The organism is Rhizobium sp. PDO1-076, assembly GCF_000247475.1.
Lineage (GTDB): Bacteria > Pseudomonadota > Alphaproteobacteria > Rhizobiales > Rhizobiaceae > Allorhizobium.
This window is the reverse complement of record NZ_AHZC01000366.1, coordinates 1-13,041: the sequence shown is the minus strand read 5'-3', so window position 1 is coordinate 13,041 and position 13,041 is coordinate 1. Positions and strand designations below refer to the sequence as shown.

13 protein-coding genes are annotated in these 13,041 nt (G+C 60.3%); 9 read left to right on the top strand and 4 right to left on the bottom strand.

Annotated features, from left to right (window positions below):
• Positions 1–98 precede the first annotated feature (98 nt).
• From PDO_RS17340 to PDO_RS17325, 4 genes are all read left to right on the top strand, one after another.
• Positions 99–1,484: an aldehyde dehydrogenase family protein gene (locus tag PDO_RS17340; RefSeq protein ID WP_007604983.1), complete on the top strand. Its 1,386-nt coding sequence runs from the start codon at positions 99–101 to the stop codon at positions 1,482–1,484.
• Positions 1,481–2,626 carry an iron-containing alcohol dehydrogenase gene (locus PDO_RS17335; protein ID WP_007604982.1) on the top strand — a complete coding sequence of 382 codons (1,146 nt, stop codon included), beginning with the start codon at positions 1,481–1,483 and terminating at the stop codon, positions 2,624–2,626. Before PDO_RS17340 ends, PDO_RS17335 begins: the two co-directional genes overlap by 4 nt.
• Positions 2,627–2,748: 122 nt before the next feature.
• Entirely contained in the window at positions 2,749–3,135 is a 387-nt protein-coding gene (locus PDO_RS17330; protein WP_007604981.1) for a hypothetical protein, read from the top strand.
• A 207-nt stretch (positions 3,136–3,342) separates the two neighbouring features.
• Positions 3,343–4,062: a ParA family protein gene (locus PDO_RS17325; RefSeq protein WP_007604980.1), complete on the top strand. Its 720-nt coding sequence runs from the start codon at positions 3,343–3,345 to the stop codon at positions 4,060–4,062.
• A 142-nt stretch (positions 4,063–4,204) separates the two neighbouring features.
• Here the strand turns inward: PDO_RS17325 and PDO_RS17320 are convergent, their stop codons facing one another.
• Complete coding sequence (locus tag PDO_RS17320; protein WP_007604968.1) at positions 4,205–5,560, bottom strand: L,D-transpeptidase family protein; 1,356 nt, start codon at positions 5,558–5,560, stop codon at positions 4,205–4,207.
• Positions 5,561–5,801: 241 nt separating this feature from the next.
• Here PDO_RS17320 and PDO_RS17315 point away from each other — a divergent pair, with 241 nt between their 5' ends.
• The 4 genes from PDO_RS17315 to PDO_RS17300 all read left to right on the top strand — a co-directional run bounded on the left by PDO_RS17315 (position 5,802) and on the right by PDO_RS17300 (position 7,880).
• Positions 5,802–6,206, top strand: a complete 405-nt coding sequence (locus PDO_RS17315) for a MarR family winged helix-turn-helix transcriptional regulator (RefSeq protein ID WP_244426476.1) — start codon at positions 5,802–5,804, stop codon at positions 6,204–6,206.
• Positions 6,203–7,030: an aldose 1-epimerase family protein gene (locus PDO_RS17310; RefSeq protein WP_007604964.1), complete on the top strand. Its 828-nt coding sequence runs from the start codon at positions 6,203–6,205 to the stop codon at positions 7,028–7,030. Before PDO_RS17315 ends, PDO_RS17310 begins: the two co-directional genes overlap by 4 nt.
• Before the next feature lie 89 nt (positions 7,031–7,119).
• Positions 7,120–7,458, top strand: a complete 339-nt coding sequence (locus tag PDO_RS17305) for a protein tyrosine phosphatase family protein (RefSeq protein ID WP_007604963.1) — start codon at positions 7,120–7,122, stop codon at positions 7,456–7,458.
• 80 nt (positions 7,459–7,538) lie between these two features.
• Complete coding sequence (locus PDO_RS17300; RefSeq protein WP_007604961.1) at positions 7,539–7,880, top strand: RidA family protein; 342 nt, start codon at positions 7,539–7,541, stop codon at positions 7,878–7,880.
• 72 nt (positions 7,881–7,952) lie between these two features.
• Here the strand turns inward: PDO_RS17300 and PDO_RS17295 are convergent, their stop codons facing one another.
• From PDO_RS17295 to PDO_RS17285, 3 genes are all read right to left on the bottom strand, one after another.
• Entirely contained in the window at positions 7,953–9,605 is a 1,653-nt protein-coding gene (locus PDO_RS17295) for a thiamine pyrophosphate-binding protein (RefSeq protein WP_007604959.1), read from the bottom strand.
• Positions 9,602–10,828 (bottom strand): succinate--glutarate CoA-transferase, encoded by a 1,227-nt coding sequence (gene caiB / locus PDO_RS17290; RefSeq protein WP_007604957.1) that lies wholly within the window; start codon positions 10,826–10,828, stop codon positions 9,602–9,604. The genes PDO_RS17295 and caiB overlap by 4 nt, the downstream gene beginning before the upstream one ends.
• A 130-nt stretch (positions 10,829–10,958) precedes the next feature.
• Positions 10,959–11,957 carry an alpha/beta hydrolase gene (locus tag PDO_RS17285; RefSeq protein ID WP_007604955.1) on the bottom strand — a complete coding sequence of 333 codons (999 nt, stop codon included), beginning with the start codon at positions 11,955–11,957 and terminating at the stop codon, positions 10,959–10,961.
• Positions 11,958–12,139: 182 nt separating this feature from the next.
• Here PDO_RS17285 and PDO_RS17280 point away from each other — a divergent pair.
• Positions 12,140–13,041: ATP-binding cassette domain-containing protein (locus tag PDO_RS17280; protein WP_007604947.1), on the top strand; the 902-nt coding region annotated here is incomplete at its 3' end.

The following is a 13,041-nucleotide window of genomic DNA, read 5'->3' as shown; positions in this document are numbered from 1 at the left end:
GCGGTCTTGAGCCTGCCACGATCCCCGGCGTAAAGGTGGATACAAGGACAGCGGCTTTGGCCGCTGTCATCTCGTTCTAGAACAACAGGAAGACGATCATGACGATGATCCAATGCATTTCGCCGATCGATGGATCGGTTTACGCCGAGCGACCTGCCATGTCGCTTGAGGCTGCCACCGAAGCCGTTGGCCGCGCCCGCAAGGCGCAGAAGGCCTGGGCGCGCTGGCCGCTCGAAGAGCGTGTCCAGCTCGTGCTGAAGGGCGTGGCCCGCCTCAACGAGATGTCCGACGAAGTGGTGCCGGAACTGGCTCATATGATGGGTCGGCCGATCCGCTACGGCGGCGAGTACAAAGGTTTCAACGAGCGCTCCAATTATGTGGCCGCAATCGCTGCGGATGCGCTGGCGCCTCTGGTCGTGGAAGCCAGCAACAATTTCGAGCGCCGCATCGAGCGCGAGCCGCATGGCGTCGTCTTCGTTATCGCGCCGTGGAACTATCCCTATATGACCGCGATCAACACGATCGCCCCGGCGCTGATGGCCGGCAATACGGTCGTGATCAAGCATGCGACGCAGACGCTGCTGGTCGGCGAGCGCATGGTGCGCGCCTTTGTCGAGGCCGGTGTTCCTGATGACGTCTTCATCAACCTCTTCCTCGATCACGCCACGACCTCGGCGCTGATTGCGGCCGGCAATTTCAACTTCATCAACTTCACCGGTTCGGTCGAAGGCGGTCGTTCGATCGAGCGCGCCGCTGCCGGAACCTTTGCAGGTCTCGGCCTCGAGCTTGGCGGCAAGGATCCGGGCTATGTCATGGAAGACGCTGATCTCGACGCTGCCGTCGACACGCTGATGGACGGGGCGACCTACAATTCCGGCCAGTGCTGCTGCGGCATCGAGCGCATCTATGTGCATGAAAGCCTCTACGACGCCTTCGTCGAGAAGTCAGTCGCCTGGGTATCGAATTACAAGCTCGGCAATCCGCTTGATCCGGAAACGACGCTCGGGCCGATGGCCAACAAGCGCTTCGCCAAGGTGGTGCGCGAGCAGATCGCCGATGCTGTTGCCAAGGGCGCGAAGGCGCTGGTCGATCCGAAGCTGTTCCCGGCCGATGATGGCGGTGCCTATATCATGCCGCAGGTGCTGACAAACGTAGACCACTCCATGGCCTTCATGAAGGACGAGACATTTGGTCCTGCCGTCGGCATCATGAAGGTGAAGAGCGATGAAGAAGCGCTCGCCCTGATGAATGACAGCCCGTATGGTCTGACCGCCTCGTTGTGGACCCAGGATCCGGAGCGTGCTGCCCGCATCGGTCGCGAGGTCGAGACCGGTACCGTGTTTATGAACCGCGCCGACTATCTCGACCCGGCACTCTGCTGGACCGGCGTCAAGGAAACCGGCAAGGGCGGTTCGCTCTCCGTGCTCGGCTTCCAGAACCTGACCCGTCCGAAATCCTACCATCTGAAGAAAGTCACGAAATGAATATCGTTGCCAACTGGAGCTATCCGACCGCCATCAAGATGGGCCGCGGCCGGATCAAGGAACTGGCCGACGCCTGCAAGTCGCTGGGTATGAAGAAGCCGCTTTTGATCACCGACCGTGGTTTGGCGCCGATGCAGATTACCCAGGCAGCACTCGAGGTTCTGGAGGAAGCCGGTCTCGGCAGGGCGATCTTTGCCGATGTCGATCCAAATCCGAACGAGAAGAACCTTGAAGCGGGTATCAAGGCCTACAAGGATGGTGGCCATGATGGTGTCGTCGCGTTTGGCGGCGGCTCCGGCCTCGATCTCGGCAAATGCGTCGCCTTCATGGCTGGCCAGACGCGACCGGTCTGGGACTTCGAGGATATCGGCGACTGGTGGACACGGGCCAATTCCGACGGCATCGCGCCGATCGTCGCCGTGCCGACCACGGCCGGCACGGGTTCTGAAGTCGGTCGCGCCTCGGTGATCACGAATTCTGTGACCCATGTGAAGAAGATCATCTTCCATCCGAAGTTCCTGCCGGGCGTCGTCATCTGCGATCCCGAACTGACCGTCGGCATGCCGAAGATGATCACGGCCGGTACGGGCATGGACGCGTTTGCGCATTGCCTCGAAGCCTATTCCTCGCCGTTCTATCATCCGATGAGCCAGGGTATCGCGCTTGAAGGCATGCGGCTGGTCAAGGAATTCCTGCCGCGTGCCTATCACGACGGCACAGACCTTGAAGCCCGCACCAATATGATGTCAGCGGCTGCGATGGGGGCAACGGCGTTCCAGAAGGGGCTGGGTGCAATTCACGCGCTGTCGCATCCGATCGGCGCCGTCTACAATACCCACCACGGCATGACCAATGCGGTGGTGATGCCGCCGGTATTGCGCTTCAATCGCGAGGCGATCGAGGACAAGATCGAACGGGCCGCTGCCTATCTCGGCATTTCCGGCGGCTTTGACGGGTTCTACGATTATGTCCTGTCGCTGCGTGCCGAACTTCACGTTCCGGAAAACCTGACGGCCATGGGCATTGCCAATGACCGGATCGACGAGTTGTCGGCCATGGCGATCGAAGATCCGAGTGCCGGTGGCAATCCGGTCAAGCTGACGCTGGAGAATACCAAGCAGCTTTTTGCCGACTGCTTCTAAGATCTTGCATTTCCAACATTTTAGCCCGGCATCTGAAGGTGCCGGGCTTTTTTGTGCGATGTGTCTGGAATAAAGTTGCCGAGTCGACCTGCTACAATGGCAGGTGGTGTTGAGGGGAATCCATGTTCAGACATCGTTTCTATTTTTCCGCGCTACTTGCGTCGCTTTGCCTGCTTGCCGCAGGCACGGCCTCGGCCGAGAGTTATAAGGGCCTTTTGAAGAAGGGCTACTCGGTCGGAACCATGAGCCAGGGCAAGTCGGGTTCTCTGGGGTGGGTGCTCAGCGGCAAGGACGGGAAGTGGTTCTGCAAGGGCAAGTTCAGCCTTGCCGTCGTCGATTCCAAGACATTGGTCAGCGTCCTTGCGAGCGGCAAGATGATCAAGGTCGATCGCGCGGTTTTCGAAGACAGCATCGGCGGTCCGGATCCGTCACTGCCGAATCTCGCTGATCTGAAGGCTGGACGGGTTGAGCCGCGGCATGTCGGTTCATGCACGCCGTTGCGGGGCTGATTGTCGTTTTGGCAACAAATGTGTCCGTTCTTGCCTTTTGAAATCATTGAGCTTTGCTGGCCGCCCTCCCTCTTTTAGGGGAGGGCGTTTCTGCTTCGTATTTTCTGTTTGTTAACCATAATTAGAAAGAATGCAGGTAGCGGGCGCCAATGATCAGGGCTGCTCCAGAGCGATGAAGCGCTCGGACAAGACCCTTGAGGACAGAGAATGCCAGTTATCTCATTTGCCAATGCCAAAGGTGGGGCCGGCAAGACCACTGCGGCGCTTCTGCTTGCTACCGAACTGGCGCATCAGGGTTATCGGGTCGCGATCTTGGATGCCGATCCGCAGCGTTGGATTACCCAGTGGTTTGATGCCTCCGGTCCGCAACACAATATCGAAGTCGTTTCGGAAGTGTCCGTGGCCTCCGTGCAGGGGCATATCCGTGAACTCTCGCGCACCAATGATTACATCGTCATGGATCTCGCCGGCGCGCGCGATGCCATGGTGACCACGGCTGTCGGCCTGTCCGATCACGTGATGATCCCGATCCAGGGCTGCGCCATGGATGCCAAGGGCGGCGCGCAGATCCTCGATCTGATCAAGATGATGGAAGAGGCCGGTCGCATGGTCATTCCGCATTCGGTGGTTCTGACGCGTGTGACCTCCATGGTCACCACACGTGCGCTGCTGACGATCAAGGGGCTGCTGGCGGCCCGTGGCGTCAATGTGATCGACACACCGATTGTCGAGCGCAGCGCCTATCGCGAGATCTTCGACTGTGGTGGCACGCTGTATTCGATGGATGCAGCGAAGGTCAGCAATCTCGACAAGGCGCGGGAAAATGCCCAGGCTTTCGCGGGCGAAGTGATGCGTCTTCTGCCGGTCAAGGTGATCCGCACGACTCAGCCACGCCGACTTTTCCGCCTGGTGCGCAACGCGGCTTGAGCCAAATTTCAGTTGGTGAATTCGAAGCCGTCTGACCTTCTCGGTCAGGCGGCTTTATCGTTTCCGCGATGGCGGTCGGCAGATGTGGAAAGGCCTCCGGACATCTCCGGAGGCCTGACATTTCGCAGTGAAATTTGCAGGACTATTCGACGAACTCGACCGTCACGCCGGCGCTGACCATCTTGGCCAGTTCGGTTGCGTCCCAATTGGTCAGGCGGATACAGCCATGGCTCTGGGTGCGGCCGATCTTGGATGGCTCCGGCGTGCCGTGAATGCCGTAAGTCGGCTTGGATAGGGCCAGCCAGACCGTGCCGACGGGCCCATTAGGGCCAGGCGGAATGGCGAGAACCTTGTTGTTCTCTCCCTGCTGGAAGTTGATCTTGGGATTGTAGGTGTAGCCCGGATTGAGTGCGATGCGCTCGATCGTCACCGTACCCGACGGGGAGGGCGTATCGGACGAGCCGATGCTGGCCGGATAGGCGGCGACAAGGCCACCATCCTCGCCATAGGCAAAGACCTGCTTCAATCCCTTGTTGGCAACGATGCGCGCGACCTTGCCGACCTTCGCCGGCCCCGGATCGACCACCTTGATGATCGTGCCGGGAATGGTGAAGTCGACGCCGGGATTGATCGCCTTCAGATAGGCCTCATCCATATGGAATTTTTCGGCCAGCATTTCGGTCGTCGAAGTGAAGGACAGTGCCGGAAGCATCGCCTTGTGGCTGTAGTCTTCCGGGATCGACGCGATATAGGGGCCGGCAGCGTCGCCTGGCGTGATGGTGTAGCTGGTGATCGCCAGGCCGCCAGACAGACGCAGGCGCTCAAGCACATCCTCGGCATTGTTGGGGTCGATGGTCTCGCCGGTCATCTGCTGCCAGGCGACCAGCGCCTTGTTGACGTTCTGGCCCATCTTGCCGTCGATTACGCCGGGTGACACACCTTCGCGGTCAAGGAAGACCTGCAGGGCGGTCATTTCCAGTTGCGACAGATTGCTCTTCACCGGGATGTCCGGCGTAACGATGCGCGGCGTCGAGGTTTCGGTCGGTGGAGGCTGGTCGGGACCACCATAGGGCATGTCTTCCGGCAAAGCATCCAGCGCCTGCCGGTCGATCGGACCATCCTGCGGTACCGAACCGGTGACGACATTGTCGTCCCAGGCAGGAGCCTCGTTGCGCGGATTACCATAGGGGTCGTAGACGCCCGGCAGGTTGGGATTGGAGGCGTGCTGGCTCGGCGGGAAATAGCTTTCTGCCGGGATCTCCGTCGCCACGATATTGCCGTAGCGATCGATCAGCACCGTGCGTCCCATCTGGTCGCGACTGATGACCACCTCTCCGCTCTCCGGCACATAGTCGAGGATCTCGCCTTCCGGCGAGACAAGCAAAGTCTGCGGCTGGCGGTATCCATAGGCGGATTGCGCGGTGGCAGATCCGGCACCGAACAGGGGTGCGGCGGTGAGTGCTGCCAGAAGCAGGCCTGATTTCTTGATGTCGAACACGATGCAGAATCCTCGTCTATGCAGCCGACAAACCCGTGAAATTTGACACTAATGTGGAAAAGGTGAATTCATAGTGAATTATTGGTTAACTATTTGCGGTGGCATGGAAGATTTGCTGCGCATGTAACCGTTGAGTTGACCTGGGGCCATCGTGGGGGGAGCGATGCACGACAGTTTCAGCATGGAGTCTTTTCTTCCGTATCGATTGATCCGGGCGACCGAGCGATTGGATACGGTGTTTATGCGATTCTGTGGACCAGAGGATGAACTTTCCTGGTCTGAATGGCAGGTTTTGTGGTCCCTGGGAGAGGCGGCCAACACAACAGCCAAGGCGATCTGCGGTCAATCGGGACTGTCGAAGACCAAGATCAGCCGTGCGGTCAAAGTGTTGGAGGAGCGGGGTTATCTGGAGCGCAAGCGCGATGCACATGATCGACGCTTCGAACTTCTGTCGCTTTCGCCGGCCGGTCGGGCGCGTTTTTCCACCTTCAAGCAGAAGGCCATCGAGTTTCAGCATCGGCTTGAGACAATCATCGATTTGCCCTATCTGTCGGCACTCGATACCGGCCTGGGCGGTCTTGAAGACCTCATGGCGGCTGGACATTTTCGGCATGTACCCGCGATTGCGGAGGGAAGTCTCGCATGATTGCATTCCAAGGCCCGAAAGGACCGCAGCTCTTACTCGATGAGGGTTCGGTTTTCGATATCGGCGCCTGCGTTGTCGATGGGATTGATCTGGCACCGGGTCGGGCTATCCCCGATGATGGCGATCCCCGCATCGACCATTCGCTCGAAGGCTTTCTGTTTACTTGTGGACCCGACCATATCCGCCATCCGCAAGCAATGCCGGGCGGTGAGGGATTGTTCCCGCTGCATGGATCCTTTTCATCGCATCCGGCCGAAGCGGTTCAGGTCTCCACTGAAAACGGGGATCTTGTCGCTCGCGCGACGGTGCCGGTCGAGCTTGCGGACGGGGGACGGGCGCGTCTCGATCGGACCTGGCGGCTGAAGGCCGACAGTGGTGAGGTGCAACTGAACGATGTCGTTACCAACACCGGCGGCGCGCCGTTTCCAGTGTTCCTGATGTACCACATGAACCTCGGCGCCAAGCACTTCAACGATGGCGTGCGGCTGGAAGGCGCGATGCTCGATGACGGCGGCTTTCCATGGACGTTCGGTGAGAAGGATGGTGGCATTTTCTGCGTCCCGGCGGGAAAGGGCGGCTGGGCCGAGCTTCGCCTCGGGCCGATCGCCGCGATTGGCGGCAAGCGGCTGAAAGTGCGCTTCCGCACGGACACTTTGCCTTACCTGCAGGTTTGGCGGAACCAGAAGGCACCGGCACATGTGTTGGGCATTGAGCCGGTCTCACATCGTTGGGAGAGCCGGGATGCGCTGGAGGCACGTGGCGAGTTCGTCATGCTGGCGCCCGGCGAGAGCCGTGAATACGGGCTGGCGTTTTCCTTCGTCTGATGCGGCGTACCGAAGGACGGCTGTCTGTGATTGACGCCTCGGTAAGCCCGTCGTAGATGTTTCGGCCAAAGTTTGAGAGAGGTGCGCCGATGAATATCAGGCAGATCAACGAGGAATATTCCGTTAGCGGCCAGATCACGGTCGAGGATGTGGACACGGTCAAGGAACTCGGTTTCAAATCGATCGTCTGCCATCGTCCGGATGGCGAGGAATTCGGTCAGCCGGAATTTGCCGCGGTGGCAGCGCGGGCTGAACAGCTCGGCATCAAGATCAAGCACGTCCCGGTCGGCCCCATGGGTGTGACACCGGAAGCGGTAGTCGGCATGGTCGATGCGCTGGAGGATTTCGAGCGTCCGATGCTTGGCTACTGCCGTTCGGGCGCCCGTTCCACGGCAACCTACGAGCATGCGCTGCGTCAGCGCGGTTGAAGCCTTTTCAAATTTTCCCTGACGACGCCGGGCATAGCGCGGCGTCGTTGTTCCGTTTCAACATCCGATAGGAGAATTCCATGACCATCAAGCGTATCGAACCGGGCAAGCGTATGAGCGGCGCCGTCGTGCACGGCAACACTGTCTATCTCGCCGGCCAGGTTGGCGAAGGCACCACGGTCACCGAACAGTCGAAATCGGCGCTGGCCGAAGTGGACCGCCTGCTGGCGGCTGCCGGCTCCGACAAGTCGAAGATCCTGCAGACGATCATCTATCTGTCCGACATGTCGACCTTCGCCGAAATGAACGCCGTCTGGGAAGGTTGGATCGACCCGGCAAACCCGCCGGCCCGCGCCACCAGCGGTGCTCCGCTGGCGACCCCGGACTACAAGGTCGAGTTCATCGTGACGGCTGCAATCTAAATTCCGTTGTGTGACTTCATGAGAAAGGCCGGGAGCGATCCCGGCCTTTTTCCGTTGTATTGCAGCGTCTTGTCAGGACTTTTCGCGAATTTGAGTCAAGGTCCTGGTGGGTGTGATCGCTTCCGGGTCCAGCTTGATCTCGATGATTGCCGGCTTGCCGGATGCGCGAGCGCGCTCGAAGGCCGGGGCAAAGTCTTCCGTGGTTTCGACCGTCTCGCCGTGGCCGCCATAGGCGCGGGCAAGGGCTGCAAAATCGGGATTGGTCAGATCCGTCGCGCTGACGCGGCCCGGATATTCGCGTTCCTGATGCATGCGGATCGTGCCGTACATGCTGTTGTTGATCACCAGCGTGATGATAGGCAGATTGTAGCGGATCGCGGTGGCGAATTCCTGGCCATGCATCATGAAACAGCCATCTCCGGCAAAACATATCACTTCCCGCTCGGGGAAGAGCTGCTTGGCGGCAACGGCTGCCGGCAGGCCGTAGCCCATCGAGCCGGAGGCCGGGGCTGCCTGGGTATTGAACGCCTGGAAACGGTGGAAGCGATGCAGCCATGTGGCATAGTTGCCGGCGCCATTGGTGAAGACTGTGTTCGTTGCAGTGTTGGCTTCGATCCAATCCATTATTGCGCCCATCTGAACTTTGCCGGGGCTGACCTTCGGCGCCGTCGACCAGCTGAGATAGGCCTGATGCATGCTCTCCGTGCGGGCGGCCCAGACAGGGTTGGCCGGCGCTTCAAGGCTGGAAAGTGCATCGACGAATTCTGCAGGCGCCGCACAGATGGCGAGATCGGCGCGGTAGACCCGGCCAAGCTCGGACGGGTCGGGATAGACATGGACCAGGGTCTGGGTCGGGTAGGGTATGTCGATCAGGCTGTAGCCGGAAGACGGCATTTCGGAGAAACGGCCGCCAAGCATGATGATCAGGTCGGCTTCCCGGACCTCCTTGGCGAGCGCCGGGTTGATACCTATGCCGACATCGCCGGCATAGGAGGGATGGGTGTGGTCAAACAGCATCTGGCGGCGGAAGGAGCAGCCGACGGGAAGCTTGAAGCGTGCCGCGAAATCCTGGAAGGCGGCGACCGAGGTTTCGTTCCAGCGGGTGCCGCCGAGGATGACCAGGGGCTTTTTTGCTTCTGCGAGCAGTTCGCCGAGCTTTGCGACCTGGGCTGGGCCGGGATGGGCCTCCACCGGCATGAAAGGCTTTGCTTCAGGGGCCTCGACCTCGTCGACCAGCATGTCTTCCGGCAAGGTCAGCACGACCGGACCCGGACGGCCCGAGGTTGCGATGGCAAAGGCGCGGGTGACGAATTCAGGGATTCGGCGCGCGTCGTCAATCTCGCCGACCCATTTGGCGAATTCGGTAAAGGCGCGGCGATATTCGACTTCCTGGAAGGCCTCGCGCTCGCGGGCGTCGCGCTGGACCTGGCCGATGAAGAGGATCATCGGGATCGAATCCTGGCGTGCGACGTGCAGTCCGGCCGATGCGTTGGTGGCGCCAGGGCCTCTCGTGACCATGCAGATGCCGGGCTTGCCGGTCAGGCGGCCCCAGGCATCGGCCATCATCGCGGCTCCACCTTCCTGGCGGCAGACCAGCGTTTCGATGCCGCTGTCCTTCAGGGCGTCGAGAACAGCCAGATAGCTCTCGCCGGGCACGCAGGACACACGTTCGACGCCATTGGCCTTCAGGGCCTCAACGATCAGTTCGCCGCCGGTTCTTTTCATCGGGCTGCCTTTCCTTCGATCTCGACCAGTTCGGTCAGAATGTCTTTGCTGTGTTCTCCGATGCGCGGGCTTGGACGCTCATAGCGCAACGGCGTTTCGGAGAGGATGATGGGGGTGCGGACGCTGGGGATAATCGTGCCCTTGTCGTCTTCGAGCTCGATCTTCAGGCCGCGCGCCTTGATCTGTGGGTCGGCGAACATTTCCTCGATCGAGTTGATCGGCCCGGCCGGAACGGCGTTGGCCTCACACGCGTTCAGCAGGTCGCGCCTGGTCCATTTCGCCGTCTCGGTGATGACAATACGGCGGACCTCGACCTTATTGGTGACGCGGGCCTTGTTGGTGGCGAAGCGTTCATCATCTGCGACAGGAGCTATGCCCAAAATGGCGCAAAGGCGCTTGAACTGGCCGTCATTGCCGACGGCAAGGATCAGGTGTCCATCGGCGGTCGGGACGACTTCGTAGGGACTGATGTTAGGATGGGCATTGCCGAGCCTCGTCGGCGCCTTGCCTGAGACGAGATAATTCATGTTCTGGTTAGCCAAAACCGCCGACATGACGTCGAGCAGAGCCATGTCGATGAACTGGCCCTGGCCTGTCTTCATCACATGGATGAGGGCTGCCTGGATCGCGGTCACGGCATAGATGCCGGTGAAGATGTCGGCAATGGCAACGCCTGCCTTCATCGGCTCACCACTCGTCTCGCCGGTGATCGACATGAAGCCGGACATGCCTTGGACAATATAGTCGTAGCCGGCAAATTCGGCATAAGGGCCGTTCTGGCCAAAGCCGGTGATCGAGCAGTAGATCAGCCTGGGATTTGCGGCTTTCAGGCTGTCGTAGTCGAGGCCGTATTTCTTCAGGCCACCGAGTTTGAAGTTTTCGATCACCACGTCGGCAGTGGCGCAGAGGCGGCGGACGGTGTCCTGGCCTTCTTCGGTCTTCAGATCGACGGCGATCGAACGCTTGTTGCGATTGGTCGAATGATAATAGGCGGCCGACAGGTTCTCGCCATCGGCTCCTTGGACGAAGGGCGGTCCCCATGCGCGCGTGTCGTCGCCACCGTCCGGATTTTCGACCTTGATCACATCGGCGCCGAGATCCGCCAGCATCTGGCCGGCCCAGGGACCGGCGAGCACGCGGGCAAGCTCGATGACGCGGATGCCGGCAAGCGGCGGTCCTGCGGTTGGGCTATCGGTGGCGCTGGCATGTGGTGTGGTGGTCATGGCGCTTCCTGTGCTGATCGGCATGACGGCTCAAAGCTGTCTTGATCTGCAGCCTGTCATGAGCATTTCTGCTGACTGACCTCCTATAACCCCGGATTAGTCCCCCGGCACTTGATTTTCTCTCATGGGATCATTCCGTTTCGGCAAGCCGCCCCAATGGTGATGGGCGCGCTAAGGATGTGGCTGCTGGTGCCCGCTTGAGATCGGCGAGTACGTGCTCACACCAGGCAAGGAAATCGGCAATCGGTGCTTCTCGACCGACCTCGTTCAATGTCTCATGGCGCATCGTGTCATAGATGCGTGTCGTCACGTTGCGCATGCCTGAACCGGACAGGCGTGTTGCCAGCCAGCGGATTTCCCGTCCCTTGTTGGTGGCCGGGTCTTCACCTCCGCCAACCAGATAGACTGGCGTGGATTTGTGCAGACGCGCCAGTTGACGGTCGCTGGTGCCGCGAAAGGTAAGCGTGAACAGGTCCTGCCAGAGCGAGACGCTGGCATCGAAGCCGCAGAGGGGATCGGCGATATAGGCGTCGACCTCGGCTGCGTCATGGGACAGCCAGTCGAAGGCGGTTCGATGGTTCGGGATCGCCTTGCCCCAGGCGCCGAAGGTCGCCAGCGGCAGGATGAGGCTCGGAACGTCGGAGCCCTTGTAGATCCTCTCCAGCTTCAACACCAACTGGGCAATGCGTCCAGCAATGCCTGGGTTGAAATTGGAATTCCAGATCGACACCGCCTGGAAGGCATCCGGATGATCCGTTACCGCATTGAGGGAAATCAGGCCGCCCATCGAATGGCCAAACAGGATGACCGGTAGGCCGGGGTGACGGCTGACGGCGAAATCGCGCATGGCGCGGACATCGGCTACCACCTTGGCGGCACCCTCGCTTGTCGCATACCTGCCGATCGGCGCGTCCGGCGCGGTTGTCTCGCCGTGGCCGCGGTGGTCATGGGCGTAGACATGCAGGCCCGCTGCCGAAAGCGCCGAAGCAAAGTCGCCGTAGCGGCGCGAATGTTCGGCGAGGCCGTGGCAAATGACGATGATGGCGCGCGGCATTCCTTCGGCGGGCAGGTGATGATAGGCAAGGCGTGCGCCGCTTGGGGCATCGTGAAAGTGCAGTTCGTTGAACATTTATTCCTCCGTCGGCGCCAATGAAATGGCATTTTACGTGCACGTGCTATCGAGGAGATCGTTTTATCCTCAAGGCATAATTGCTGGCGGCCCCGTCGACTATTTGGCCGTTCGCCGTTGCTCCAGCGCTTCAATTCGCCTACATAGCGGCAACTTCCCATTCTGCCCGGAGCAATTTTACGATGGCACGCCAGTTCATCTATCACATGTCGGGACTGAACAAGTCCTACGGCGCCAAGAAGATCCTTGAGAACGTCAACCTGTCCTTCTACCCGGACGCCAAGATCGGTATCCTCGGTCCGAACGGCGCAGGTAAGTCGACCGTGCTGCGCATCATCGCCGGACAGGACAAGGAATTCACCGGTGAAGCCTGGCTCGCCGAAGGTGCGACCGTCGGCTATCTCGAACAGGAGCCACATCTGGATCCGTCGAAGACTGCCTTCGAGAACGTCATGGTCGGCGTTGCAGACAAGACCGCCGTGCTCGAGCGTTACAACGAACTGATGATGAACTATTCCGACGAGACCGCCGACGAAGGCGCGAAGCTCCAGGACATCATCGACAGCCAGAACCTCTGGGACCTCGAGCAGCAGGTCGAGATGGCAATGGAAGCCCTACGCTGCCCGCCGAAGGATTCGGACGTCACGCTGCTGTCGGGTGGTGAACGCCGCCGTATCGCGCTCTGCCGCCTGCTGCTGTCGCAGCCGGACCTGCTGCTGCTCGACGAACCGACCAACCACCTTGACGCCGAGACCATCGCCTGGCTGGAAAAGCACCTGCGTGCCTATCCCGGCGCCGTGATGATGATCACCCACGATCGCTACTTCCTCGACAACGTTACCGGCTGGATTCTTGAACTCGATCGTGGCCGCGGCATTCCTTACGAAGGCAACTACTCGGCCTACCTGACGGCCAAGGCAAAGCGCATGCAGCAGGAAGCCCGCGAAGATGCCGGCCGCCAGAAGGCGATTTCGCGCGAACAGGAGTGGATCGCTTCCAGCCCGAAGGCGCGTCAGTCCAAGTCGAAGGCCCGTATCAAGTCCTACCAGCAGCTGGTGGATGCCGCCGAAGGCATCCGTCCCGG